This window comes from Alsobacter sp. (assembly GCF_059501845.1).
The window spans coordinates 1-25,265 of sequence record NZ_JCACDK010000020.1 but is presented as its reverse complement, the minus strand read 5'-3'; the positions used below and the strand labels follow the sequence as shown (position 1 = coordinate 25,265).

26 protein-coding genes are annotated in these 25,265 nt (G+C 68.6%); 14 read left to right on the top strand and 12 right to left on the bottom strand.

Going from position 1 to position 25,265, the window contains the following annotated elements:
* The first annotated feature begins 1 nt into the window (after position 1).
* On the top strand, positions 2-1,039 hold the full coding sequence (locus AC5JCN_RS24535; protein ID WP_495757769.1) for an ABC transporter permease: 1,038 nt from the start codon (positions 2-4) through the stop codon (positions 1,037-1,039).
* A gap of 20 nt (positions 1,040-1,059) precedes the next feature.
* The gene (locus AC5JCN_RS24530; RefSeq protein ID WP_495757768.1) at positions 1,060-2,478 is read left to right on the top strand and encodes an amidase; all 1,419 of its coding nucleotides are present in this window, start codon (positions 1,060-1,062) and stop codon (positions 2,476-2,478) included.
* A 149-nt stretch (positions 2,479-2,627) separates the two neighbouring features.
* On the opposite strand, the gene AC5JCN_RS24525 is transcribed toward AC5JCN_RS24530, so the two are convergent.
* The gene (locus AC5JCN_RS24525) at positions 2,628-3,122 is read right to left on the bottom strand and encodes a YcgN family cysteine cluster protein (protein WP_495757767.1); all 495 of its coding nucleotides are present in this window, start codon (positions 3,120-3,122) and stop codon (positions 2,628-2,630) included.
* A 227-nt stretch (positions 3,123-3,349) separates the two neighbouring features.
* Between AC5JCN_RS24525 and AC5JCN_RS24520 the strand changes: the two genes are divergently transcribed.
* From AC5JCN_RS24520 to AC5JCN_RS24510, 3 genes are read left to right on the top strand one after another with little or no spacing between them, the layout of a single operon-like run.
* A complete protein-coding gene (locus tag AC5JCN_RS24520; protein ID WP_495757766.1) occupies positions 3,350-5,605 on the top strand; it encodes a transglycosylase domain-containing protein in 2,256 nt (751 codons plus the stop codon).
* Positions 5,606-5,608: 3 nt separating this feature from the next.
* Positions 5,609-6,244: a DUF1214 domain-containing protein gene (locus tag AC5JCN_RS24515; protein ID WP_495757765.1), complete on the top strand. Its 636-nt coding sequence runs from the start codon at positions 5,609-5,611 to the stop codon at positions 6,242-6,244.
* Positions 6,241-6,825, top strand: coding sequence for a DUF1254 domain-containing protein (locus AC5JCN_RS24510; RefSeq protein ID WP_495757764.1), 585 nt, complete (start codon positions 6,241-6,243; stop codon positions 6,823-6,825). Before AC5JCN_RS24515 ends, AC5JCN_RS24510 begins: the two co-directional genes overlap by 4 nt.
* A 16-nt stretch (positions 6,826-6,841) precedes the next feature.
* Here AC5JCN_RS24510 and AC5JCN_RS24505 read toward each other — a convergent pair whose 3' ends face one another.
* Together AC5JCN_RS24505 and AC5JCN_RS24500 are read right to left on the bottom strand one after the other, a co-directional pair.
* Positions 6,842-7,630: a hypothetical protein gene (locus AC5JCN_RS24505; RefSeq protein WP_495757763.1), complete on the bottom strand. Its 789-nt coding sequence runs from the start codon at positions 7,628-7,630 to the stop codon at positions 6,842-6,844.
* 57 nt (positions 7,631-7,687) lie between these two features.
* Entirely contained in the window at positions 7,688-7,855 is a 168-nt protein-coding gene (locus tag AC5JCN_RS24500; RefSeq protein WP_495757762.1) for a hypothetical protein, read from the bottom strand.
* A gap of 132 nt (positions 7,856-7,987) precedes the next feature.
* Between AC5JCN_RS24500 and AC5JCN_RS24495 the strand changes: the two genes are divergently transcribed.
* Positions 7,988-9,109: a DUF2336 domain-containing protein gene (locus AC5JCN_RS24495; RefSeq protein ID WP_495757761.1), complete on the top strand. Its 1,122-nt coding sequence runs from the start codon at positions 7,988-7,990 to the stop codon at positions 9,107-9,109.
* 5 nt (positions 9,110-9,114) lie between these two features.
* On the opposite strand, the gene AC5JCN_RS24490 is transcribed toward AC5JCN_RS24495, so the two are convergent.
* From AC5JCN_RS24490 to AC5JCN_RS24480, 3 genes are read right to left on the bottom strand one after another with little or no spacing between them, the layout of a single operon-like run.
* On the bottom strand, positions 9,115-9,462 hold the full coding sequence (locus tag AC5JCN_RS24490) for a DUF1491 family protein (RefSeq protein WP_495757760.1): 348 nt from the start codon (positions 9,460-9,462) through the stop codon (positions 9,115-9,117).
* A 55-nt stretch (positions 9,463-9,517) separates the two neighbouring features.
* Positions 9,518-10,150, bottom strand: a complete 633-nt coding sequence (locus tag AC5JCN_RS24485; RefSeq protein WP_495757940.1) for a peptidoglycan-binding domain-containing protein — start codon at positions 10,148-10,150, stop codon at positions 9,518-9,520.
* A 1-nt stretch (position 10,151) separates the two neighbouring features.
* Positions 10,152-11,987, bottom strand: coding sequence for a PAS domain-containing sensor histidine kinase (locus tag AC5JCN_RS24480; RefSeq protein ID WP_495757759.1), 1,836 nt, complete (start codon positions 11,985-11,987; stop codon positions 10,152-10,154).
* A gap of 275 nt (positions 11,988-12,262) precedes the next feature.
* On the opposite strand from AC5JCN_RS24480, the gene AC5JCN_RS24475 reads away from it, so the two are divergent.
* Both AC5JCN_RS24475 and AC5JCN_RS24470 read left to right on the top strand, forming a co-directional pair.
* Entirely contained in the window at positions 12,263-12,505 is a 243-nt protein-coding gene (locus AC5JCN_RS24475) for a hypothetical protein (RefSeq protein WP_495757758.1), read from the top strand.
* Positions 12,506-12,596: 91 nt separating this feature from the next.
* The gene (locus AC5JCN_RS24470; protein ID WP_495757757.1) at positions 12,597-13,025 is read left to right on the top strand and encodes a SufE family protein; all 429 of its coding nucleotides are present in this window, start codon (positions 12,597-12,599) and stop codon (positions 13,023-13,025) included.
* 6 nt (positions 13,026-13,031) lie between these two features.
* On the opposite strand, the gene AC5JCN_RS24465 is transcribed toward AC5JCN_RS24470, so the two are convergent.
* A complete protein-coding gene (locus tag AC5JCN_RS24465; RefSeq protein ID WP_495757756.1) occupies positions 13,032-13,874 on the bottom strand; it encodes a DUF6456 domain-containing protein in 843 nt (280 codons plus the stop codon).
* Positions 13,875-13,968: 94 nt separating this feature from the next.
* Here AC5JCN_RS24465 and AC5JCN_RS24460 point away from each other — a divergent pair, with 94 nt between their 5' ends.
* Positions 13,969-14,322: a DUF6477 family protein gene (locus AC5JCN_RS24460; RefSeq protein ID WP_495757755.1), complete on the top strand. Its 354-nt coding sequence runs from the start codon at positions 13,969-13,971 to the stop codon at positions 14,320-14,322.
* Between the two features lie 45 nt (positions 14,323-14,367).
* Here the strand turns inward: AC5JCN_RS24460 and AC5JCN_RS24455 are convergent, their stop codons facing one another.
* A complete protein-coding gene (locus tag AC5JCN_RS24455) occupies positions 14,368-14,784 on the bottom strand; it encodes a Ros/MucR family transcriptional regulator (RefSeq protein ID WP_495757754.1) in 417 nt (138 codons plus the stop codon).
* 425 nt (positions 14,785-15,209) lie between these two features.
* On the opposite strand from AC5JCN_RS24455, the gene msrB reads away from it, so the two are divergent.
* A complete protein-coding gene (gene msrB / locus AC5JCN_RS24450; protein WP_495757753.1) occupies positions 15,210-15,638 on the top strand; it encodes a peptide-methionine (R)-S-oxide reductase MsrB in 429 nt (142 codons plus the stop codon).
* Positions 15,638-17,725, top strand: a complete 2,088-nt coding sequence (locus tag AC5JCN_RS24445) for a S9 family peptidase (protein WP_495757752.1) — start codon at positions 15,638-15,640, stop codon at positions 17,723-17,725. Before msrB ends, AC5JCN_RS24445 begins: the two co-directional genes overlap by 1 nt.
* 12 nt (positions 17,726-17,737) lie before the next feature.
* Here AC5JCN_RS24445 and AC5JCN_RS24440 read toward each other — a convergent pair whose 3' ends face one another.
* Positions 17,738-18,481, bottom strand: a complete 744-nt coding sequence (locus AC5JCN_RS24440; protein WP_495757751.1) for a hypothetical protein — start codon at positions 18,479-18,481, stop codon at positions 17,738-17,740.
* A gap of 231 nt (positions 18,482-18,712) precedes the next feature.
* Between AC5JCN_RS24440 and AC5JCN_RS24435 the strand changes: the two genes are divergently transcribed.
* Positions 18,713-19,309 (top strand): superoxide dismutase, encoded by a 597-nt coding sequence (locus AC5JCN_RS24435; RefSeq protein WP_495757750.1) that lies wholly within the window; start codon positions 18,713-18,715, stop codon positions 19,307-19,309.
* Positions 19,310-19,376: 67 nt separating this feature from the next.
* Here the strand turns inward: AC5JCN_RS24435 and AC5JCN_RS24430 are convergent, their stop codons facing one another.
* Together AC5JCN_RS24430 and AC5JCN_RS24425 are read right to left on the bottom strand one after the other, a co-directional pair.
* Positions 19,377-20,993, bottom strand: coding sequence for a methyl-accepting chemotaxis protein (locus tag AC5JCN_RS24430; protein ID WP_495757749.1), 1,617 nt, complete (start codon positions 20,991-20,993; stop codon positions 19,377-19,379).
* Between the two features lie 58 nt (positions 20,994-21,051).
* Positions 21,052-21,906, bottom strand: a complete 855-nt coding sequence (locus tag AC5JCN_RS24425) for a ChbG/HpnK family deacetylase (RefSeq protein ID WP_495757748.1) — start codon at positions 21,904-21,906, stop codon at positions 21,052-21,054.
* A gap of 188 nt (positions 21,907-22,094) precedes the next feature.
* On the opposite strand from AC5JCN_RS24425, the gene AC5JCN_RS24420 reads away from it, so the two are divergent.
* Both AC5JCN_RS24420 and murJ read left to right on the top strand, forming a co-directional pair.
* On the top strand, positions 22,095-23,087 hold the full coding sequence (locus tag AC5JCN_RS24420) for a glycosyltransferase family 2 protein (protein WP_495757747.1): 993 nt from the start codon (positions 22,095-22,097) through the stop codon (positions 23,085-23,087).
* Positions 23,088-23,093: 6 nt separating this feature from the next.
* Positions 23,094-24,620 carry a murein biosynthesis integral membrane protein MurJ gene (murJ, locus tag AC5JCN_RS24415; RefSeq protein ID WP_495757746.1) on the top strand — a complete coding sequence of 509 codons (1,527 nt, stop codon included), beginning with the start codon at positions 23,094-23,096 and terminating at the stop codon, positions 24,618-24,620.
* Here murJ and AC5JCN_RS24410 read toward each other — a convergent pair.
* A complete protein-coding gene (locus tag AC5JCN_RS24410; RefSeq protein ID WP_495757745.1) occupies positions 24,586-24,972 on the bottom strand; it encodes a hypothetical protein in 387 nt (128 codons plus the stop codon). The two genes, murJ and AC5JCN_RS24410, sit on opposite strands and share 35 nt — an antisense overlap.
* Positions 24,973-25,265 lie beyond the last annotated feature (293 nt).

Sequence of the window (25,265 nt, the reverse complement as noted above, 5' to 3'; positions counted from 1 at the left end):
CATGACGTCACCCGCAACCGATGTCGCCGCCGCGAGGAGGCCGGGAGGGCTGGGCGCCTTACTGCGCAACCAGATGCGCAACATCGCTCCCTTCGCGACGCTGCTCGCCCTCATCATCTTCTTCAGCGCGGCGAGCCCGTCCTTCTCGACGGCCGACAACGTCTCCAACATCCTCACGCAAATCTCGGTCACCGGCATCATGGCGGTGGGCCTGACCTTCGTGATCCTGTGCGCAGAGATCGACCTGTCCGTGGCGGCCATTGCCAACGCCACCGGCATCGTCGTGGCCTACTTCACGCTGCAGGAAAGCTACGTCAACATCCCCAACATCCCGCTGCCCGGCTTCGCGGCGATCATCATCGCGCTGCTGTCCTGTGCGGCTCTGGGGCTGGTCAACGCTTTCGGGGTGACCCGGATCGGCATCCCGTCCTTCATCATGACGCTGGCCATGATGCAGATCGGCGCTGGCATCTGCGCGCTGCTCGTGCGTGGCCAGATCGCCTATGCCGTGCCCGACCTCATCACCACGCTCGGGTCTGGCCGCACCGGCCCGGTGCCCAACATCGTCATCGTGCTGGCCGTGTTCCTGCTCGTCGGCCACCTCGTGCTCACCTACACGCGGTTTGGGCGGTACGTATACATGGTCGGCGGCAACCGCGAGGCGGCTGAGTTCTCCGGCGTCAACGTCAAGATGATCATCGGCGCGGTGCTGGTGATCTCCGGCGTCTGCTCCGGCGTCGCCGGCATGCTCGGCGTGGCGCATTTCGGCAGCGCCCAGCAGAACGAGTTCGACGGCTACCTGCTCGACGCCATCGCCGCGGTCGTGGTGGGCGGCACCAGCCTCTTCGGCGGGCGTGGCGGCATCGGCAACACCATCGTCGGCCTTTGCGTGCTGGGCGTGCTCAACAACGGCCTCGACCACATCCAGATCGACAGCTTCCTGAAGATCCTGATCCGCGGCCTGATCCTGCTCGCGGCCTTGATCATCAACGTCTACGCGCAGAAGCTCCGGGAAAGCGGCGCCTCCACGCTGGGCTGAGGCGGCGCGGAGGACAGAGCTTGGCCGACACGTCCCTGACGCGGCTCTCCGCATGCGAGGTGGTCGATCTCCTGCGCAGGCGCGAGATCACCCCGGTCGACTGCCTCGATGCGCTGGAGGCGCGCATCGCCGCGACGGAACCGCACGTCAACGCGCTGCCGACGCTCTGCCTCGACCGGGCCCGCGACCATGCCCTGGCCCTGAAGGACCGCCCGGCGGAGGAGCGTGGCGTGCTCCAGGGGCTGCCGGTGCCGATCAAAGACCTCACGGACGTAGCAGGCGTCCGGACCACCTACGGGTCGCCGATCTTCGCCGGCCATGTGCCGGAGCGCTCGGACATCATGGTCGAGCGGATCGAGGCGGAGGGCGGCATCGTCTACGCCAAGTCGAACACGCCCGAGTTCGGCGCCGGCGGCAACACCTTCAACGAGGTGTTCGGCGCCACCCGCAATCCGTGGAACACGGCGCTTTCCGCGGCCGGATCGTCCGGCGGCGCGGCCGCGGCCCTGGCCTGCGGGACCGCGTGGGTCGCGCAGGGCTCCGACCTCGGCGGCAGCCTGCGCAATCCCGCCAGCTTCTGCGGCGTCGTCGGCCTGCGTCCCAGCCCGGGCCGGGTCGCCTGCAATCCCGGCGCGGTGATCGACCGCATCACGAGCGTCTGCGGCCCCATGGCGCGCTCCGTGGAGGATGCGGCGCTGCTGCTCGATGCCATGACCGGCGAGCATCCCGCCGACCCCGTGTCCCTCCCCCGCACCGAAAGCTACCTCGCCGCCGCGCGGTCCGGCTGGAAGCCTCGCCGCGTCGCGTTTTCGGCCGATCTCGGCATCACGCCGGTCGATCCCGAGGTCGCCTCGATCTGCCGGAGCGCCGCCTTGCGGCTGTCCGGCGAGGGCATCGCCGTCGAGGAGGCGCACCCCGACTTCTCCGGCGTCCACGACATGTTCCAGGTTCTGCGCGGCATGCAGTTCGCGGCCGCCTACTCCCGCCTGCTCCCGGCCGAGCGGGACCGCCTCAAGCCCGAGGTGGTCTGGAACATCGAGCGGGGCTTGTCCTTCACCATGCAGGACATGGTGCGCGCGGAAAACGCCCGCGCGGCCCTGCTGCAGCGGACGCTCGCCTTCTTCGAGAGCTACGACCTGCTGCTCTGCCCCGCCACGATCGTCGCCGCCTATCCGGTAGAAGAGCGCTACGTCGCCGAGTGTGCCGGCCACCGCTTCGAGAACTATGTCGAGTGGCTTGCCATCGCCTACGCCATCACACTCACCACCTGCCCCGCGCTGAGCCTGCCCTGCGGCCTGACCTCGGATGGCCGCCCCGTCGGGCTCCAGGTCATCGCCCGGCCGCGCGGAGATGGCCGGGTGCTGGCCGGCGCACGGTTGCTCGAGGAGATGCTGGACTGGGCGGGAAAGACACAGCGCGACCCGTTCCGGAACCACTAGCCGCCATCCCTGTCATCCCCGGCCCGAGCCGCGCAGCGGCGGAGGGGAAGTGGACCCAGGGGCGGGGAAATGAGCCTCTCCAGTTGGCGATGGCGAACAAGCCTGGATCCCCTTCCCGGCCCTACGGGCCGCCGGGGATGACAGGCAACTTATCCGCCGGCCTTCCGCCTTGCTGCCTTCGGCCAGGCGAGTGGCCAGCGCCTGACGCGGCCGACGAGTTCGGCGAGGCCGACATCGTCCTCCCCGGCGTGGACCCGGCCTTTCACTGAGACGCCTGCCTCGACGACCGTTTCAGGTGTGCCCGAGACGAGCGGGTGCCACCAGGGCAGGTCCTTGCCCTCGGCGACCAGCCGGTAGCCGCAGGTAGGCGGCAGCCATTTGAGCTCGCGCACCGCCTGGGGCGTCAGTCCGACGCAGTCGGGCACGGCGGTGGTCCGGTTCTCGTAGTTCCGGCAACGGCAGGTGCCAGCGTCGAACAACCGGCAGGCCACGTCGGTGGCGTGGATCTTCCCGGTGTCCTCGTCCTCGAGCTTGACGAGGCAGCAGCGCCCGCAGCCGTCGCAGAGGCTTTCCCACTGGGCAGTGCTCATCTCTTCCAGCGGCACGGTGCGCCAGAACTTTGCATCGCGGATATCGTCGGCCATCGCGGTTCCTTAACGCATTCGGGGGCACACGCGATAGGATCGATGCGCACAGGGCGAACGCGTCCGGCGTTCCGCCGCAATTCGCCCTTCAACTGATGAGCTGCAGTACGTCAATGACTCTTTAAGGGCCCATGTTAACCAATGGGCTCATTGAATTGGACCAAGCCTCGCGCCCAAACGCGATGGTTGATAAACTCTGAACGCTACTGCTTCGCTTAGAGGTGCGCGTGAATTTCGGCGGCAGGCTCTCACTCTGGCAGCGCTTCGTGCGCGCCTTCGAGGCCTTCGACTCCTATACGGCGTTTTCGCTGTCGCAGGGCGGCCGCTCCATGGCGGCTGCCTGGGAGCGCTATTCCATGGCGCTCGACAAGCTTTACGTCCGCCGCGGCAAGCGCGTCGCCGTCGAGCTGGCGTGCGAGGCGCTGACGCTCGGCACGGGCGCACTGCTCATCCTGCTCGCCCTCGGCATCCCCGCTTTCCGCGAGGTGGAGGGCGACGATTGGCTGAAGAAGCAGGACCTCGCCGTCGTCTTTCTCGACCGCTACGGCAACGAGGTCGGCCGGCGCGGCATCCGCCATGACGATTCCGTTCGGCTCGAGGAGTTTCCCGACCATCTGATCAAGGCCGTGCTGGCCACGGAGGACCGGCGCTTCTACGAGCATTTCGGCATCGACGTCATCGGAACAGCCCGCGCGCTCATGGCCAATGCGCGCGCCTCGGGCGTCGTGCAGGGTGGCTCCTCCATCACCCAGCAGCTCGCCAAGAACCTGTTCCTCTCCAACGAGCGGTCGCTGGAGCGCAAGATCAAGGAAGCCTATCTCGCGCTCTGGCTGGAGTTCCACCTGTCCAAGACAGAGATCCTGAAGCTCTACCTCGACCGAGCCTACATGGGCGGCGGGTCGTTCGGAGCGACTGCGGCGGCAGAGTTCTACTTCGGCAAGTCCGTGAAGGACGTCACGCTGGCCGAGGCCGCCATGCTGGCGGGCCTCTTCAAGGCGCCGACCAAATACGCGCCGCACAACAACCTTCCCGCAGCCCGTGCCCGTGCCGCGGACGTGCTGTCCTTCATGGTCGACGCAGGCTTCCTGACGGAGGGGCAGGTCTACGCCGCCCGCAAGAACCCGGCGACCCCGATCGACCGCAAGCAGGAGATCGTCCCGGACTACTATCTCGACTGGGCCTTCAACGAGGTCCGGCGTCTCGCAGACGACAACCGGCTCGCAAACGACCGCGTGCTCACGGTCAAGACGGCCCTAGACCCCGGCATCCAGAAGCAGGCAGAAGCTTCGCTGGAGTCTATCCTGCGGCAGTATGGCGACCAGTACGACGCCAAGCAGGGCGCAACCGTCGTGATGGAGCCCGACGGCGGCGTGCGGGCCATGGTCGGCGGCCGCGACTACGGCGCCAGCCAGTTCAACCGCGCCATCGACGCCCTGCGCCAGCCGGGTTCGTCCTTCAAGCCGTTCGTCTACACGACGGCCCTGCTTACCGGAAAGTTCAAGCCGACCACCATTGTCACCGACCGGCCCGTCTGCGTCGGCAACTGGTGCCCGAACAACTATGCGCGGTCCTATTCGGGCTCGATGCCGCTGGCCACCGCGCTGGCGAAGTCGATCAACACGATCCCGGTGCAGCTCGCCACGGCGATCGGCGAGGGCAACAACAAGGCCGGCCGCGCCAAAATCGTCGAGATCTGCCGCCTGATGGGCCTCACCACGCCGCTGACCGACACCGTCTCGCTGCCCATCGGCGCGGCGGAAGTGACGGTGATGGACATGACGGCGTCCTACGCCGTCTTCGCGAATGGCGGCTACAAGGCCGATCCCTATGCCGCCGTGGAGATCCGGAACTCCCGCGGCGACGTGATCTACCGGCACGACCGCGACGCCGGGCCGCGCAAGCGCATCATCCCCGAGGGGGTGATCGCCGACATGAACTTCATGCTCAACAAGGTGGTCGAGGAAGGGACGGGCAAGAAGGCTGCCATCGAGGGCATCAAGGTCGCCGGCAAGACGGGCACGACGAATGCCTACCGCGACGCCTGGTTCATCGGCTTCACCGGCAATTTCGTCGCCGGCGTGTGGTTCGGCAATGACGACTACCAGTCGACCAACAAGATGACAGGCGGCTCCCTGCCTGCGATGGCCTGGCACGAGATGATGGCGCCCGCCCACCAGGGCGTGGAGATCGTGCCCATCCCCGGCCTGGATCAGGCGTCCAACGCGGCCGTCGCGGCGGCCCAGCCCGGGACACCCGGCATCGAGGTCGTGTCCGCGCCACAGCGTCCCGCCGTTCTGAACCGCCGGTCCCTGGAGGCGTTGGGCGGTCTCGACACCATGATCCGTTCCGTGGCGCCCAAGCCGCTCACGGCTCCCGACAAGGCTGCGCCGCTGACGACGGGCAGCACCGGGCGCGTCGACGAGCCGTTCCGCGCGGCCGAGCAGCAGGTGCGCGCCGTCGGCGGCCGAATCGCAGTACCCTGAGCCATGACCCTCGCTCTGCCCGGCAGTCCCGCACAGCGGCGGCGCCTGCCGCGCACCGGCATCGCCACCGCGCTTCAGGTGCTGATCGTCTTCGCCATCGCTCTCACCACGGGGCTCGGCGCGACGTGGCTGTGCGTGGCCAACGGCGTCGGCTTCGGCGAGGTGAGGTCCGGGCCGTGGCTCGCCCGGCCGCGCCTCGGCTCGATGGAGGCCGACCCCTATTCGCGTGCGCTGGTGGCGCGCTCGGGCGACCTGCCGCTCGGCCTCGGCGAAGGGCTCAGCTTCGTGGCGCGGCGTGACAGCACGAACATCCCGTTGGTCGGGTCCTGCACCTACCGCCTCGTCGGCCGGGTGCCGCCCACCCGCTACTGGACCATGACTGTCCATGCTCTCGACGGGTCGATACCGCCCAACAAGGCCGGCCGCTTCGGCTTCACGTCCGGCGAGATCGTGCGGGTCGAGAACGGCACGTTCGACATCGTCGTCTCCCAGGATGCCAGAGCCGGCAACTGGTTGCCCCTGGGCGGCCCGGGGCGCTTCGAGGTGGCGTTGCGCCTCTACGATACCCCTGCGAGTGCCACCATCTCGGTGATCGACCCCGCACTGCTGCCGCGCATCGAGCGGGAGGCCTGCCAGTGAGGAAGGTGATCGGCCGGACCGTCTATCTGCTCCTGGCGGGGTTGATCCTCGGCGGCATCGTCCACCTCGTCTCGATGCTCGCGCTGCCGTCGCTGGCGGCGCAGAACGCCGACACCCGGCTGGCACGTTTCGCGCCGCGGCATGTCGTGACCCTTCTTCCCGCCGCCGGGCCGGGCACGGGCGATCTGCTTTTCCGTGACCCGGCGATGGCTCTCGCGGTCTGCCGCTTCGACCTGTCGGACGGGCCCGTGCGCGTGGCGGGCTCCACCCCCGACGGGTTCATGTCGGTGGCCTTCCACACGACGAGCGGTGGCGTGTTTTACGCCGTGACCGACCGCAGCGCGACGCGCGGCGTGCTCGATATCCTGCTCCTCACGCCCGAACAGCTGGAGGAGGTCCAGTCAGAGGACCCCGAAGACGAGCCCGTGCGCGAGCTACGCATCGTCTCGCCCGAGGCGACGGGGATCGTCAGCCTGCGCGCGCTCGCCATGGAACCGAGCCAGATGGCCGACGCCGAGGAGGCTCTGAAGCGCGTGCGCTGCGGCCCCGAGGACCGGGACGAGAAGGCCCTCGCCCCCTGATCGGGCACCGCCTTCCCTACTTGGGCGGGAGCTCGGGCTTGTCGGCGTGCGGCAGATACCGCGGCCCGGCATCGCCTTTTCCGAACTGGACAGAGACGGACCTGCGTCCGACGCAGCGCTCCAGCCCGGCCCGGTCCGACTCCACCGCGATCAGCGTGCGCTCCACCTTCACCGCGTCCCTGTCCGGCGAATCCACGACCAGGTGCTCCAACGCGTAGCGGTAGCCCGTCACGCGCGTCTTCATCTCGCCGAAGACCCAGCCCGTCAGCATTTCGTTCTCGCCCACCCGGCCTTCGGCCAAGGACCGGGATACGTCGTCGGGCGGCAGCCGCTCGGCCGCTTTCAGGCGGATCCTGTCGGCTTCCTTCACCCGGCATGCCACCGCCACGAAGGGGCCCATGAGCAGGCGGTCGGCTTCCAGGTCCTCGCGCAGGGCCTGGTAGCGCGGGCGCGGCGAGCGATCGGTGCGCGAGGTGAGCGTCTGGTAGTACTCGCTCTCCGCCTGCTCGGTCAGGTCGGGAGAGAGCACGCGACGGGCCGAGAGGTCGGCGAGGACCCGATCGAAGTAGCTGCGCTCCTTGGCTGGCATCAGATAGTGATAGGCCCGGTTGCGCAGTTCCTGCTCGTCGTCGGTCAGCATGGCCACGGAGACGGGTTCGCTGCGGAGTGCCGCGGCGACTGTGCCGGTGTAGGGGGCGATCGTTTCGGTGAACAGGCCTGGCTTGGGCCGGCCGAAATCGCCGGTCTCGGTACAGGCGGCGAGGCCGAGGCCCGCCGCGAGGCACAGTGCGGGGCGCAGGACCACGTCGCTCTCCGGAATGTCAGTATCGCGCCGACCCGTGGGCCGGCACAGGCTGTTCGCTCAGGTCCGCCGCTTGCGGCCGCGACCCTCCCGCGCGGGGCGCGGAGGAATCTCTTCGTGGCGCTCGTAACGCACCCCGGTGAAGAGGAGCACGACGCCGGTGGTGGTGCCGCCTTCGGGTGGATCTCGTCTCACCCGCTCGGCGGGAAACGGCAGAACGCGTGTCATGGCGATCTCCTGTCCCGTTGCTTCGCAAGACGCTACTGTTGACGCTACAAAGCCCTGTCAAGGTTAACGGACCGCTAACGGATGCACCTTAGCTTTACCGGTGATGTTTTTCCGCTCCTCCACGGTGTTTCGATGTCCCCGGTTTCCCAGTCTCATCTTCACGGTCTCGTAGCTGTCGCGACCGAGCAGGGGCTCGACATGAAGCCCGTGCTCTTCCGCGTGCTGACCGATCTGTACATTGCCACAGAAAACCATTCGACGGACGAGATTGCCCAGTTCCGGGACATCGCCTCGGCGCTGGCCGAGCAGGTTGATCCCGACACGGCCATGGTCGTCGCCCACAAGCTCTGCAGCTACCTGCACACGCCCCCCGAAGTCGGCCGCGCACTCATCGGACGCGGCGACGACGCGTCGCGCCTGGTGCTCGCCGACGCTGTATGGCTGCCCCGGCGCATGGCGGTCGACATTGCGGCCGGCGGTGACCGGCTGCTTGCCGCCGCGGTCGCGGCCCGCAACGATGCGGATGCCGCGCTGGTGCGCCTGCTTTTGTCGCGCAACGACCCGATCATCGACGTCACCCTCGCCGCGAACGACGCGGTGGAGCTCCCCCCGGACGCCAAGGACGAACTTCTCGCGCGCGGCAGGGACGAGGAGGCGATCGCGGTCGCCCTGCTCTCGCGCAACGACCTCACCCTCGCCGACCAGGCGGTCCTGTTCCAGTGGGCGGACAAGACGCTGCGCCGCGCCATCGTCGAGGATGCCGTGCGCCTCGCCACCCTGTCAGGGCGCCTCCGCCATCACCGCCGGGCCACGGACGACGTGCTGGCGGCCGTCGAGGCAGCCGCGAATGCCGGCGACCCCGACGCGATGGCGAGCGTTCTTGCCGGCGCGGCAGGAGCGCCCGCCGGACGGGTCAGGCGGCTCCTGGAGGATCGCAGCGGGGAGTGCCTCGCCATCCTTCTCGTTGCGGCCGGGATCGACGACGAGACCGCGACGCGCGTCTTCATGTTCCTCGACCCGGCCATCGGCCATTCCAGCCAGCGCGTGTTCGCGCTCGTCGATCTCGCGCGGCGCGTGCCTTTCGCGGCGGCGGAGCGCATCGGCGGCGCCATGCTGGGCGTCGAAGGCCCGCGCCGGGCCGCCGGGCCGCGCCAGCCGGAACCGCGGCAGGAGCAGGCCCGCCCGGGACCCGCCACGATCGTCTCCGCCCAGGTCGCGCAGCAGCAGGCGTCGCTCCGCCGCGGCCAGGGCTGAGATCCTCAGCCCTCGGCGAGATCGAGCCGGGGCTTACCGGAGCGGTCCTCCGCCTCGACGATCCAGACATCGGGATCGAATGACACCTGGCGCGCGAGTTTCGCCTCGGCATCAGGCACGGGGAGCGTTTCGGAATCATGCAGGCGGACGAAGCGGCGCACGCCGCTGTCCTCCGCTTCGAACGCGGTCTGCGGCGCAGGCCCGTAGAGCACGCAGGTGCCGTCGAGCCGGTCGATCTTGACGAAGATGGCTCCAGCCTCAGCCGATCCGCGACGGCGCAACACGGCCGGCGCGCCTTCTATGCCGCACCGCCGGATGTAGGCTGAAACCCAGATATCGCTGCGCAGTCGCATCGCCATTTCCCCGCCCCCAGTCTGGAGCAGGCCGGGCGCCGGGGCCAGCGTGGCGTCAGTCGGCCAGGCCGGATGCCGTGGCGAGTTCCTTCGCCGTGCGCGGATTGACCTCCCCGGTCACCGGGAGCTTGCGGTCGCGCTCGAACTTCTCAATCGCCTGCCGCGTGCCGGCGCCGAAGATCCCGTCCGGCTTGATCGGGCCGTAGCCGAGGCGGTTCAGGGCGCGCTGGGCGGCGAGGACGGCCTTGTCCCCGGCCACCGTCGCCTGCGGGGTGCGCAGCATCTCGCCGATGGCGTCGCGGGAAACGGGCATCGGCGGGCTTGCCGGCTGGGCGGCGGACGTCGTCGGCGCAGCGGGTTGAGGAGCGGCGGGACGGGACTTGATGACCGGTGCGGTTTCCTCGGCGGCGGCGACCGACTCGGCGGGCCGCAAGGGCGGCAGGGGCGCAGCAACCGGCGCCTGCGGCTCCGCGGCATGATGGAAGAAGGGCGCAGGGTGCGGGCCGCCTTGCAGCGCCAGTGCATTCACGAAAATGCCGACGACGATGGCGGCGGCAGCCGCCCCGCTGACCGTCCTCACGGGGCTGCGCACGAGTGCAAGCGCCATGGAGGGCCTCACCTGGGCGCGGCCGTTGCGGCGGGGCCGCTTCTGGGTCGTGACGAAGTCATGGTCCGTCCGAGCGAGCATCTCACGCACGTTTTTTCACCGTCGTCCTGTCGAGGGCCTCGAGGGAAGCGACCGAGGCCGGAGCGGCCTGGCGCAGCGGAATGGGCGTGACGGGCGCCTGCTGCACAGGCCCCTTCGCATCGATGGAAAGGCGCACCGTCACGCGGGTGCCCTCCCCCACCGTGGAGTCGATGCCGACGGTCCCGCCATGCAGCGCCACCAGACCACGGACGACGGAGAAGCCGAGTCCGGTTCCCTCGAAGGGCCGGTCATAGCTGCCGCGCGCCTGGAAGAAGGGCTCTCCGATGCGGGGCAGGTCGTCCGCCGGGATGCCGACGCCGGTGTCCTCGATGGCGAGCACGAGCGTGCCGCCTTCGCGGATCACCCCGATGGACACACGGCCGCCCCGCGGAGTGAACTTGACCGCATTCGACAGAAGATTGATCAGGATCTGCTTGCAGGCGCGGCGGTCGGCGACGATTTCCGGCAGTCCGGGCTCGATATTGGCGTGCACGGCGACCCCGGCCTCCTCGGCCTTCAGGCGCATCATGCCGACAGTGTCGGTAACCCACTCCTCGACACAGACCGGCTCGGGATCGAGCTGGAAGGTGCCCGAGTCGATCTTCGAGATGTCGAGCAGCGTGTTGACCACCTCCAGCAGGTGCTGGCCGGAGATGTTGATCATCCGTGCGTAGTCGCGCCGGCGGGCGTCGTCGGCGGGGACGAGCTTGTCGTTGGCCAGCATCTCGGAGAAGCCGATGATGGCGTTGAGCGGCGTACGCAGCTCGTGGCTAACCGTCGCCAGGAAGCGGCTCTTCATCTCGTTGGCGGATTCGGCCTGCTTGCGCGCTTCGTCCAGGGCGCTCTCGTGCAGCCGCTGGGCCGAGACGTCGCGGAACACGCAGATCGCCTCGATCTCCGGCTGGGCCTCGTCGCCGCCGACGCCCTGCGCCCGCATCTCGAACCACTTGAAGTGAGGCGGCTGGCTGCTGCGCCCGTCTTCGAGGATGGTCCCGCAGCGCACGCGCACACGGCAGTTGGTCAGGCTGCGCTCGCGCACCGCTTCCGAGATGGCGCCGAGGAAGGCGGGACGGTCGGCGACATGAACACGCTCGAACAGCCCCCGGCCCATCAGGTCGGAGGGAGGAGCCGACAGCATGGCGAGCGTCGATTCGGCGGCAAAGGTCACCGAGCCCTGCGCGTCGTGCCGGGTGACGAGATCTCCGAAGCCGTCCGCGATGAGCCGGTTCTGGCCGGCGATCTGGCGCTCGCGGACGAAGCGGATCCCGATCTCGCGCAGTGCGAACAGTCCGAGGCCCAGGCACGCGGCGAGCAACGCGCCGTTCTGCAGCAGGCCCATGGCCTGCCCGGCGAGCTCGCGCCCGGGCGGCGGGCCGGCAAGCCCGGCGACGGCGGCGAGCGCCACCAGCGTCGCGGCGGCGAGGCCGGCCGCGGTACCCACCATGGAACGGCCGCCGAGGACAGAAGCCTCGACGACGAGGAAGCCGAGCGCCGACAGGACGGGCGCTTCGAGGCCGCCGTTCTTCCAGGCGAGAAGGCCGATGAACGCGCAGAAGCCGCCCACGGAAAGGGCGTGCAGCGGATCGAGGCGGGCTGCCCTCGGCACGGCCAGGGCGATGAGCGCCTGTCCGGAGAGCAGCGCAATGGCGAGGCCAGCCTGGGGCGACATGCCGCCGGTGACCAGAAGCACGGGAACGCAGGCGAGGCCGATGGCGCCGAGCGCCATGCGCGTGAGCACGAACCACAACTGCCGGGCGCGCGGCCTGCCCTCGGTTTCGGCCGCATGCGGAACGAGGCCGGGTACGATGTCGCCAATGAGAGGCATCCTACGCCACACGCTCTCGCTTCCAGATCCGGGGGGCTGCAAAGGCGGCCATCCCGTCCGCGGGCAACAGACCCGCTTCGATGCCGGAGGATGGCGCAGCGGCCTTAAGCGAAACCTAAGTTCGGCGGCCCGCGGCTGATTTGTCTTCATCATGACGCCGGGCCGGTCGGGCGGCTGGTCTAAAACAACGCGTAAGGTTAACGCCGCGTCACCGTGACCACGCGTCTTGCGGATACCGCCCCTTAAGCCCGACCGCCTAGGGTCGCCGTTACTGTCCGGGAGACATCATGGGTTTCCTCCTCCGCGCCGGCCTGGTGATCGGCTTCGTTTACGTTCTGTCGCCGCTGAGCGACGGCGCTCCGCCCAGCCCTGCCCACCTTGCCGCGGAGACGGAGGCGGCTGTCCGCCGCGAGGCCCAGGCTATGGCAGCGGCGGCCCTGGACAGATGCCGGCGCGAGCCGGCCAAGTGCCTGGACACCTTCACGCGAACCGGCTCGCTGCCGCTGCCCAGTCCCGTCCCGGGACGCTGAGCCGCAGGTTTTTTTCGCAATCCCGCAGCCGCTTGGCGTTTTGGCCGCTATATGTGCTCCCAACGCACATCAGTCCGGCGGCAGACCACGCATGAGCGCCACGCTCCAAGACATCCTGGACAACTTCTCGTTCCTCGACGACTGGGATGACCGCTACCGCTATCTGATCGAACTCGGCCGCACCCTGGAGCCGCTTTCGCCGGAGGCGCATTCGGACGCCAACAAGGTGCGCGGCTGCGCGAGCCAGGTCTGGCTGGAGACGAACGTCGAGCGGGACGGCGGCGAGCCTCGGCTGATGCTGCGGGGCGACAGCGACGCGCATATCGTCCGCGGGCTCGTGGCCCTGACGCTTGCCGTCTATTCCGGTCACACCGCGCGCGAGGTGCTCGAGACGGACGCGACGGCGATATTCCGGGACCTCGGCCTGTCGGAGCATCTCACGCCGCAGAGGTCAAACGGCGTGAGATCGATGGTTGAGCGCATCAAGTCCGACGCGCGGGCTGCGCTGCAGCAGGTCTAGGCGCGCTCACGGCATCCGCGGCCTGTTCTCGTGCGGGAGCCACGACCGGACACCGCGCGAACGGTCGGGACCTCGCACCTCTCGCGCGTAGCCGTAATGGTCGGCGAGGCGGGCGAGCGCCAGTCCGAGCACCACCTTGGCCGACCGCGCCGGCCAGCCCCGCTCCTTTTCCACCTGCTCCATTCCCTTGAGGAACCCGCAGACGTCCAGAAGAAGGCCAGCGAGGTCGGATCCGACGGCGTCGAGCGCCTTCGTGACGCGCTGGCGTGCCGCGAGCATGGCGTCGGTGGCCTCGGCCGGGCCGCGCGCCCCGCCCGTGCCGGAGGCACCCGACCAGTCGGCCGTGACCCGCGGCAGCATGGCCGCGCGGGTGAGGTCCGCCCGCAGCCGCTCGCCCGCCATGTAGGACGCGTCGTCAATGAGGGCGGTGCCCGACGGGCTCTTCCGCCCCCTGAGCCAGGCCAGGGGGTTTTCGGCCGCGTTGCGCAGCACCGGCGCGCCGCTTCCCGCCAATGCCAAATCGGGTTCGATCTCGAGGTGCTGCGCCCGAAAGCCTCGATCGTGCAGAACTTCGCCTGCCACCCCGGACGACCCCGCCTCTCGCCTCAGACGCGCCCGGCCGGCAGAGGTGATCGATAGCTGGCGATGTCCATCGCGGATGTCCCACTCGGCCAGCCCGGCGCTCACGAGAGCCTCCGCAACGTCGGCCGGCGCGGCGCCTTCGCTTGCCGCATCTGCCGAGAGGGCGGCGAGCATCCGCAGCTCACGCCGGGACGCAGCCTTGCGCCCCGCCTCGCTGGACGCCCTGGGACGCGGCCTGCCCGTTCCCGATGCCGTGGACGTACCCATCTCATATCTCCCTTGATGTAGGATTATTATCCTAGTATCTGAGATGGGTGCCGTCAAACGCGCGATCCCTCCAGCGAGGTTGTGAGGACCATCCATGTTAGGATTTTTTTCATTACCAGTGTCAAGCAAGGCCGAGGCCGCAGTCCGAAGCACCGTTCGGGCAGGTGCGTGCGGTTATGACCGTGGCCGCATGCTTCACCGGCTCCTGAGAGAATGGCCCATCGGCTTTCCCGAGACGGAACCGGATCGGTCCCGGGCCATCGTCAGGCGGCTCGCGGCTGCGTTGCGGGCCGAGCGGACGCTGGGCCGCGCCGGCCATTGGACCTACGACCTCAACCGGCACATCGCTTTGCGGCAAGCCCACCTCTCGGAGGCGTCAACTCTCAGGCGTCTGCGTCGGTCCGGGCCGGCGCGGACAAACCCGGATACGAAAAAGGCGCCGGAGTGATCCGGCGCCGTGTTCTCTCGTCGCGTTGCGTGCGGACGAAGTTGATTACTTGCGTTTACGCCGCTGCTGGCCGAGGCCCATCTGCTTGGCGAGGGCGGAGCGCGCCTCGGCGTAGCGGGGCGCGACCATCGGATAGTCGGCCGGCAGGCCCCACTTCTCGCGGTATTCCTCGGGAGACATGTTGTACTGCGTGCGAAGATGCCGCTTCAGCGACTTGAACTTCTTTCCATCTTCAAGACAGATGATGTAATCCGGCGTGATCGACTTCTTCACCGGGATGGCGGGCTTCGGGGCTTCTACGGGGGCCTCGACAGCGCCGTTGGACACGCGCACGAGGGCCTGGTGAATGTCTCCGATAAGGGCCGGCAGCTCAGTCACCGACACAGAGTTGTTGCTCACATAAGCGGACACGATATCCGCCGCGAGCTCCACGTAATTCGGGGCGCCTGCGCTGTCAGCCATGTCTTTTCATTCCCTTGTATGGCTGCCGCGACCTCTTTGGGTGCGATGCAGCTTCGTCTCTTCTGTTAGGTCCCGTGCATCGGGGCGAATCGGCGTCCACGGCTTATTGTACGTGAAGCTCATTGCGCTGCGACCATTTCGCGCTGCGAATTGGTCAACCTCGCTATCGGCGCGATCACTTCCACACGACTGACGGTCTATGTCATCGCCCACAGACTTGCAATAACAAACTCGAATTTGCTGGACGCATTTCTAGCTTCCGCTGTGCATCCACAGTGGACCGTGCGTTACCATCGATCAACGTCCAGCTCACGCGAGGCTTGCAGCCGCAGGGGTGCGCAACGGATCTTGCCGTCACATCACCTCGGGACCATATCCGGCGCTCACCAATGCGACACAACTCGCAAGGCCAGGGAGCGCGACGCATGAGCCAGCAGGGCCGGCCGAAAATCACCCGTACGGATGTGGAATGGAAGGCGATCCTCACCCCTGAACAGTATCGGGTGACCCGCCAGCACGGCACCGAGCGCGCCTTCACCGGGCCACACAGGGACGAGAAGCGCCGGGGCATCTATGCCTGCGTCTGCTGCGGCGAAGCCTTGTTCGACGCTGCCACAAAATTCGAATCGGGAACCGGGTGGCCGAGCTTCTGGGCTCCCCTCGGGTCAGGGGCGGTCAGCGAGCATGAGGACCGCTCCTTCTTCATGCGCCGCACCGAGGTGCGCTGCTCGCGCTGCGACGCGCATCTCGGGCATGTTTTCCCGGACGGGCCGAGGCCGACCGGATTACGCTACTGCATGAACGGGACGGCGCTCGGCTTCACGCCGGCGCTGGAAGAGGAGACAGCCGCCTGATGACCGTGACCCTGCCCCCGGCCGCCGAGCCGCGCCCAAGCGAAACCGTCGTCCACGGCCGGCCGCTGCGTGACGATTTCGCCTGGCTCAAGGCCGAGAACTGGCAGGAGGTCCTGAAGAACCCCGCCACCCTTCCGGCGGACATCCGCACCTATCTGGAGGCGGAGAACGCCTACGCCGCCGGATTGACCGGGCATCTCTCGGGCCTGGAGGATGCCCTCTTCTCCGAGATGCGCGGGCGCATCAAGGAGGATGACAGCACAGTCCCCATGCCGGACGGCGCCTTCGCCTACTACACGCGTCACCGCACCGGAGGTCAGCACCCCCTCGCCTGCCGCCGGCCCCGCGCCGGAGGCGACGAAACGCTGCTCATCGACGGCGACGAACTCGCCGCGGGAAAGCCGTTCTACCAGCTCGGCCCGCGAACCCACACGGACGACCATCGCCTGCTTGCGTGGAGCTGCGACGAGAAAGGCTCCGAGTACTTCACCATCCGGGTGCGCGACACCGCCGGCCTCACGGACATGGCAGACGTGGTCCCCGACACCACCGGTCATGCCGTGTGGGACGACGCGGGCACGAGCTTCCTCTATGTGGCGGTGGACGAGAACCACCGGCCGCGGACCGTCCGCCGGCATGTGCTGGGGACCCCCGTCGAGCAGGACGTCGTCGTTTACGACGAGCCAGATCCCGGCTGGTTCGTCGGCCTGGATACTGTCCGCTCGCCCCGCTTCGCCTTCATCACCACGGGAGACCACGAGACGAGCGAGACGCGGGTGCTGGAGCGTGCCGACCTCGGTGCCCCGCCCCGGCTGCTCGCGCCGCGGGAGACGGGCGTCCGCTACGAGGTCGACCACCAGGGCGACCGCTTCGTGATCCTCACCAATGCCGACGGCGCCGAGGACTTCAAGATCGTCACCGCGCCCTTGGGGTCAACGTCGCGAGCCGAATGGCGCGATCTCGTTCCGCACCGGCCCGGCGTGCTCATCCTCTCACTGCAGGCCTTCGCCGGTCATCTCGCGCGCCTGGAGCGCGAGGACGCGCGACCGCGCATCATCGTCACCCGGACACCGGACGGGGCCGAGCACGCCATCTCCTTCGACGAGGAGGCCTACAGCCTCGGCATGCCGGGCGGCTTCGAATTCGACACCCCCACGCTGCGCTTCGTCTATTCGTCGATGACGACGCCGTCGGAGACGTGGGACTACGACATGGAAGCCCGCACCCGCGAGCTTCTGAAGCGTCAGCAAGTGCCGTCAGGGCACGATCCCGCCGCCTACCGGACGCGGCGCATCATGGCCCGTTCACATGACGGCGCGCTCGTGCCGGTATCGCTCCTGCACAGGGCCGGGCTGGAACCCGACGGCAGCCATCCGCTCCTGCTCTACGGCTACGGCGCCTATGGATTCGCCATGCCGGCCGGCTTCGACACCAAGGCGCTGTCACTGGTCGACCGCGGCTTTGTCTACGCGATCGCGCATGTCCGGGGCGGCACGGAGAAGGGCTGGGGCTGGTACACCGGCGGCAAGCGCGAGAAGAAGCAGAACACCTTCAAGGACTTCATCGCAGTAGCTCAGAAGTTGTGCGAATCCGGATACACCAGTCCAGGTCGTATCGTGGCGCAGGGCCGCAGCGCCGGAGGCATGCTGATGGGCGCAGTCGCCAACATGGCGCCGGACCTGTTCGCAGCTGTCATCGCGGAGGTCCCCTTCGTCGACGTGCTCAACACGATGCTCGACGGCAGTTTGCCCCTGACCCCGCCCGAATGGCCGGAATGGGGCAATCCAGGCGCCAGCGCCACCGACTTCGACACGATCCTCGCCTATTCCCCATACGACCGCATCGAGCCGAAGCGCTACCCCGCGATCCTCGCCGTCGGCGGGCTGACCGATCCGCGCGTCACCTACTGGGAACCGGCGAAGTGGATCGCCCGCCTGCGCGCGACATCGAGCGGCGGGCCGTTCCTGCTGCGCACCGAGATGGAAGCAGGTCACGGCGGCGCCAGCGGCCGTTTCGACCGGCTGCGAGAAGTGGCGAGGTCCTACGCGTTCGCGGTGGCCGTCGCGGAAGGGCGGATCGGCGCCTGAGCCGGGGCCGGCTCAGATGGTGATGGTGCCCTCGCGGGATGTGGGCTTGCCAAGACCGTCTCCTGGCATGTCGGAGGCGTTCAGAAGGAGCCCGCCCTCTCCCGTCTCGGCGTAGTGCCGCAGCTCCGCCATCGTCTCGAACCGGTAGCGGCCCTTCGGCGTCTCGGCTTCGATCGTCCCGTCGCCATACATGAAGTAGGTGTTCGCGCCGGACGTGTAGGTGGCGACGGGCTCCCCTCGCTCCTTGGGGGGCGCAACGGGAGCCGGCGGCTCGGGCGCTGCTGCCGGCGCATGGCCTTCCTCCGCTTCCAGGAGATCGGTGTCGAGGGCTGCCTCAACCGAAGAGCCTCTGCCCGGCGCGTGCTCTTCGTCCTTTCGCGCGTAAGGCTCAGGGGTGATCGTCTTGTCGCTGTCCTCGCGGGTATCGCCGTCCGGCTTTCCGAGGGTGGCCTCCTTGGCATCGGCCGCGGCGGCCGCTGTTGCCGCCGCGAGTGTCGGCACCGGCGGCAACGCCGGCACTGCCGCCCGCGCAGGCACTTCGAGGTCGTCCTGTTCCTCGACGGCCCGCCTCAGCCGGCGAATTTCCACGCTCACCTGAACCAGACCGAGCAGCAGGAACCCCGCACAGGCGATGCTCACCCCGGCAATGGCGATCGTGGCGCCAGTTTCGCTGCGGATCGTGTCGGCTCCGTACAGCGCCGCCGCGCCACCGACGAGGATGAGCACCACGGAGATGCAACTGAGGAAAAACACCATAGTGCGGCAGCGCTCCGGCCCGTCATGTTCATGCAACACTAGATCAATTCGCTGCAAGTGGAAGATATCCCGCTCTTCAACCGGCTGTGGACAAGCCGCGGAAGCGAAAGAACAGCGGATCCGTATCTTTACCGACACGGCCTGTTGAAGCCGGAAGCGTCGCGGCCTAATTTCCCGGCGGACCGGTTTCCGGAGGCGCCGCCTCCGCCCATTCCCACCGAGGAGAGTTCGATGTCGTTCTCGCTGCCCGACCTGCCCTACGCCTATGAGGCGCTCCAGCCCTACATGTCCCGCGAGACGCTGGAATACCACCACGACAAGCACCACCTCGCCTATGTCAACAACGGCAACAACCTGCTGAAGGGCACGGAGTGGGAGGGCAAGTCGCTCGAGGACATCGTACGCGGCTCCTACGGCAAGAACCCCGGCCTCTTCAACAATGCCGGCCAGCACTACAACCATCTCCACTTCTGGCACTGGATGAAGCCGAATGGCGGCGGATCCATTCCCGGAGAGCTGGAGAAGGCGATCGTCGATGCCTTCGGCTCCGTCGATAAGGCGAAGGAAGAGTTCGTCCAGGCCGGTGTCACGCAGTTCGGCTCGGGCTGGGCCTGGCTGGCGGTGAAGGACGGCAAGGTGATGGTGGCCAAGACGCCGAACGGCGAGAGCCCGCTGGTGCACGGCGCAACCCCGATCCTGGGCGTCGACGTGTGGGAACACTCCTACTACATCGACTACCGCAATCGCCGTCCGGACTATCTCAAGGCGTTCGTCGACAATCTCGTGAACTGGGAATACGTCGCCGAGCTCTACAGCAAGGCGAAGTGATCGACGCCACCGCGAATGAAAACGGGGCCCATCCGGGCCCCGTTTTCATGTGGTCCGGGGACCGTTGTCAGGCGGCCGAGACGGCCTCGAGGAAGCGATCGACCGTTGCGTGCAGGCGCTTGGCCTGCTCGGCGACGTCGATGGCGGACTGGTTGACCTGCGCCGCCGACTGGTCGGTCTCGCCGACGACGGTGTCGAGTTCACGCATCTCGGCGGCGGCGCTCTCGGTGCCGTGGGTGGCGCGGGAGACGCCGTCGGCGATGCGGCTCGTGGCGGAGGCCTGCTGCTCGACCGCTCCGGCGATCACGGCGGTGAACCCCTCCACCTCCTGCATGTGACCTGCGATCGCCTCGATCGCGTCCACCGCCGACGCGGTCGCGCCCTGGATGGCGCTGACCTGCTCGGCGATGCGCTCGGTCGCGCGGGCCGTCTGTCCGGCGAGGTTCTTCACCTCGGAGGCGACGACGGCGAAGCCCTTGCCCGACTCGCCCGCGCGTGCGGCTTCGATGGTGGCATTCAGGGCCAGGAGGTTGGTCTGGGCGGCAATGGCCTGGATGAGGCTCACGACCTCGCCGATGTCCTGCGCCTTGCCGGCGAGGCTCTGCACCGTGGCCGTCGTCGCGCGGGTGGTGGCGGATGCATCGGCTGCGACCGTCCGGGCGCGGTTCACCTTGGACTCGATCGCGCCGATCGAGTCCGACAGAGCGTCCGACGCCAGGGCCACGTTGCGCACGTTTTCCGACGCATCCCGGGTCGCGCGGGTGGCGGCCTTGGCACGCTTCGCCGACTCGGCGGCGATGCCGCTCAGCGTGCGCGCCGCAAACGTCATCTGCTCGCTGTTGGCCGCGACGCTCGCCAGCGACTCGCGGACGGTCGAGCGGAAGTCGGAGACGAGCCCGTCGATGCGGGCCTGGCGCGCACTCTGCTCGGCGCGGTGTACCTCGCCGCGGCTCTGCAGGGACGAGCGCTCGATGAGACGGTCCTTGAACACCTGCACGGCCCTCGCCATCGAGCCAAGCTCGTCATGCCTGGCGACGGCCGGTACTTCGACGGAGAGGTCGCCGTCGGCGAGCCTGCGGGTGGTGTCGGCCAGGGCGCGCACGGGCTCGGTGAGACGGCGCACGATGAATTGAACAATGGCTGCCAGGATGAGCACGGCGAGGACGCCGATGCCGGCCGCCAGCAGGCTCTCCCGCAGCAGCACGGTGTTCATCGCCTCGGTGGAGAACCGCATTCCGATAGTGCCGACAGGGCTGGAGCCGGGTTGTTCCGCGAGCGGCAGGGTCATCACGACCCCCGTCTCGGTCGGCTGGCCGTCGAGACCCTTATTGCCGGACGCGGCCTCGAGTTCGCTCGGCTGCATGGGCTTGCCGCCCGAGATGCTCGCCTGCGCAAAGACGGCGCCTGTGGCGTCGACGACGATCACCGCCTCGAAGTCGCGGTCCCGGAGCAGGCCTTCGAACACCCGCTGCGCATCGTGCATGTCGCCGTCGGAGACGGCGTGGGCCAGCAGCGGGCGGGCCAGTTCCATCAACGCCTCGTTCTTGGCGTGAAGTTCGGAGACCGCCTTGTGCCGGACATAGACGGTCGCCCCGCCGATGACGCCCCCCAGCACCAGCGTGAAGACGGCGGCGATGGTCAGGACGACTGCACGGCGTATCGAATGATTTGGAACTGGGGACACGTGCTCGATCCGTAAGGACGGCGATGCGTCAACATAGGCCTGTGCCGTAAAGGGTGGGTTAAGCCACAGCCGCCAGCTTCATTGCCGTAAACCGCCGCAAAGCAAGCCCGGATTCTGCAAGGATGCCCGGCAGGTGCGGGCCAGCGAGAACCGAGAACTCCTGCGGGCGCGTGGCGACGACAGGATCGAGGCCGGCAAGCTCGTCGTCGATGTGACCGGGGTGGCACATCACGAGGTGCAGCGGGCCTGGAACAGACAGGAATCGCGCAAGGTCGCGGGCGAAGTCGCGCCGGGGATCGAAGGCGCTCACTCCGGCAAAGCCGCGATTGGCGTCGAGGCCGCTGTGCCGGAGGCGGCGGCTCCACCCGGCCGACAGCCCGGCAAGCACGAGCGCTTTTCCCACCGCAACCCCGCGGGCGAGAATCGTCCCCGGCGAGTCGAACGTGTCGCGGAGCCAGGGCCGCGTCTCGCCCCAGTGCGAGGCGAGTGCGCCGAGCAGCGGCCCCGAGACGCCGGGCAGCGCCTGGACGTGCTGGTGACCGTCGAGGTAATCCGGCAGCCTGCCGAAGGCCCGGGCGAAAGCGTCGATCTGGCGACCGATCTCCGACCCGATCTCAGCCGCTGCATCCCCCGCCAGACCGCCCGTGAACGCCAGCCGCAGCAGCCGTCCGAGTGCGGGAAACCGCCCGTCAGGACAGAGGCGAGGCATGGCGCCAAGCGGCGCCCCCAGCGTGAGGTTGAGGTGAAGGCCCACGTCGACCACATTGCCGAGGTCGGCGAGGCGGGGCGCGAAAAGCGGCCACGCCGGCCGCGTCACGAGCGCACCAGTGCCGCTGATCCGCCCGGCGGCGGCGAGTTCGAGGATGGCGCGGCTCACGCCGGCGGTCAGTCCGAAGTCGTCGGCCACGATCATGACACCACGAGAAGCCGGCGACGCACTCCTCATTCCGGCTGCCCTGTTTTCCCGCCCATTCTGCTGGTCCGTGTCGAAATGCTGTCGCATCGGCGCGCGGCGACCATGCGCGCGCTTGCGCGCAGGCGCAATGTCGGCTCACATCTGCCGTCCGGGCCGCAAGGCTTGCGGACGCCGGCAGGTGGATCGTGTCGCCAGCAGTCCCCGAACTCTCGATCGTGATCCCCGTCAAGGACGAAGGCGGCAACGTGCCGGTCCTGGTCGAGCGCCTGCGCCCTGTGCTCGACAGCGTCACCGGAGCCTGGGAGGTCGTGTTCGTCGACGACGGCTCCCGGGAGGACACGCAGGCCGCGATTCGCAGGGCGCACGAGAGCGAGCCTCGCTGCCACGCCGTGTTCCTCAGCCGCAACTTCGGCAAGGAGATCGCCATCGCGGCGGGTTTCGACCATGCGCGCGGCAAGGCCGTGATCGTCATGGACGCGGATCTGCAGCATCCGCCCGAGCTTATCCCAGACTTCGTCCGGCTCTGGCGCGAGGGCTACGCCATGGTCTACGGCCAGCGCGTCGACCGCGGGACAGACGGGCCGCTGCGCCGGACCTTCACGCGCGTGTTCTACAGGCTGTTCGACGCTTTCGGCGAGACGCCGCTCCCCGACGGGGCCGGCGACTTCCGGCTGCTCGACCGCAAGGCCGTCGACGCTCTACGGGCCATGGGCGAGCGGGCGCGCTTCTCCAAGGGCCTGTATGCCTGGATCGGCTTCCGCCAGATCGGCATCCCGTTCTCTCCCGCGCCGAGGGCGGAGGGCGCGAGCAAGTTCACGACGCGCAAGCTCTTCCGCTTCGCGGCGGACGGGATCACCTCGTTCTCCACCGTGCCCCTGCGTCTGTGGACCTATGTCGGCGCGGTCGTGTCGCTCTGCGCGTTCCTGTTCACGGTGTACCTGATCCTCAGCATCCTCATCTACGGCGTGGACATTCCCGGCTATGCCTCGCTGATGGTCTCGGTGATGTTCTTTTCCGGCGTGCAGCTGATATCGCTTGGCGTCATCGGCGAGTATATCGGGCGCATCTTCGCCGAGGTGAAGCGCCGCCCCCTCTACATCGTCGGCGACCGGCTCGGCGTGGAGGAGAGCGGCCGCAGCACCGCGCGGCCCCAGGGGCAGGACCGGCGCATCGCCTGAGGCCGCATGTTCAAGCACATCCTTTCCGTCGGCGGGTTCACGCTCCTCTCCCGCCTGACCGGCTTCGTCCGCGACGTGGTGATGGCGGCGGTGATGGGCACCGGCCTCGTCGCCGACGCCTTCGTCGTGGCACAGCGACTGCCCAATCATTTCCGCGCCATCTTCGGCGAAGGCGCCTTCAACACCGCCTTCGTGCCGAGCTACTCGGCGGCGCTGGAGCAGCGCGGGCCGCTGGCGGCCAACCTGCTGGCCGGGCGCCTGCTGACGGTGATGACGGTGATCCTGACGCTGTTCAGCGCCGCCTGCATGCTCTTCATGCCGCAGGTCGTGTCGCTGCTGGCGCCGGGCTTTCCCGACGAGCCGGAGAAGTTCGCGCTCTCCGTGGCTCTGACGCGCATCACCTTTCCCTACCTCCTCTTCATCACGCTGGTCACCCTCCTCTCGGGCGTGCTGAACGCGCATGAGCGCTTCGCCGTGGCGGCGTTCGCGCCCGTCCTGCTCAACGTGGCGATGGTTGCGGCCCTGGCGGTGTCGTTCCTGTTTCCGTCGGCCGGATATGCGGCGGCGTGGGGCCTGACAGCGTCCGGCGTCCTGCAGCTCATCCTGGTGGCGTGGGATGCGAAGCGGCACGGCATCCTCCCCGGCTTTCGCCGCCCGGTGAAGGACCGTGACCTCACCGTCTTCTGGAAGGCGCTCGGGCCGGCCGTGGTGGGCTCCGCCGGCGTGCAGATCGCCATGTTCGCCGACACGGTCATCGCCTCGCTGCTGCCGACCGGTGCCGTCTCGTCGCTCTATTATGCGGACCGGCTCTACCAGCTGCCCGTCGGCGTCATCGGCATCGCGGCGGGGACGGTGGTGCTGCCGACGATGAGCCGCAGGCTGGCGGCCGGCGACGAGGCCGGTGCGCACGCGGCACAGAACCGCGCCGCCTCCTTCGCGCTGGTGCTGTCGGCGCCCTTCGCCGTCGCGTTCATCCTCGTGCCCGACCTCGTCATGCGCGGGCTCTTCATGCGCGGCGCCTTCGACGAGCAGTCGGCGGCGGCATCGGGCGCGGTGCTCGCCGCCTATGCGGTCGGCCTGCCGGCTGTGGTGCTGATCCGCTCGACCGTTGCCGCCTTCTTCGCGCGGCACGACACGGCGACGCCGCTGATCGCCTCCTTCTCCGGCATCGGCGTGAACCTCCTGCTCAAGCTCGCCCTGTTCTCCAGCATGGGAGCGGCCGGGCTGGCGTTCGCCACGGCGGTGGGGGCATGGGTCAACGTCACGCTGCTTTTCATCCTCGCCTGGAGACGGCACTGGATCGCGCCCGACAAGGCCCTCGGCGGCGCCGCGACGGCAGCCTGCGCGGGCTCGGTGGCATTGGCCTTGGCGGTGTTGCTGCTGGACGGCTCGATCGGACGGTCCGCCGCAACGCTGCCCGCCTTCCGCACCGAGGCGCATCTCGTGGCGCTCGGGCTGGCCGGGGCGGTGGTCTACGGGGCGGTGACTCTCGCCGGCCTCAGGGTTTTACGGGTCCCCTTCCGCCGGATCTGACGCCGCCGTCGCCCTCCGCCAGCCAGCGGCAATAGGCGTAGCCCGGCGTCATCGGCCAGCCGCGCCGGACGCCGTCCAGCCAGCGCAGGCAGGTCGGCTCGTCGAAGAAGCAGGACTGCGCGGTCCGCCAGTCGACGAAGTCGCGCTCGGCCGACGTGTCGAGCTGGCGGCCACCGGCAAAGCGGCCGATCCACAGGCGTTGCGGGCCGTAGTAGGGGATCATCACGGTGCAGTCGCCGCCCCGGTCCGGGGAGTAGCGCATCTGGTGGTTCGGCGCGACGGGCGGCTGGGTGAACGCCGCCAGCGGCACGGCGATCAGGACCGCGGCCAGTGCGGCCAGAAGGGGGCGCATCGTCGTTCCTCGCGCGATTCGAACGTCATCTTCGCGGGACAGGGTTGACGGAACCTTGCCGTTTGCCACCCACAGGGCCTGCACGCCGCCGAGAACGGCCAAGCTCGCGCCGCCCGGCCCATCATTTCTTAAACTGCAGCGGCTAGGCTTGCTGCCCAAGACGGAGGACTTGGGTGTGGTTGAGCTTGTCGTGGCGGAGCAGCCTGGTCGTGGGGACGTTGTGTCCTTGCATGGCGGTCTGAAGGAGGCCCTGGCGCTTGGGGCGGGGGTGCGGCTGGACGTGTCGGCGACGG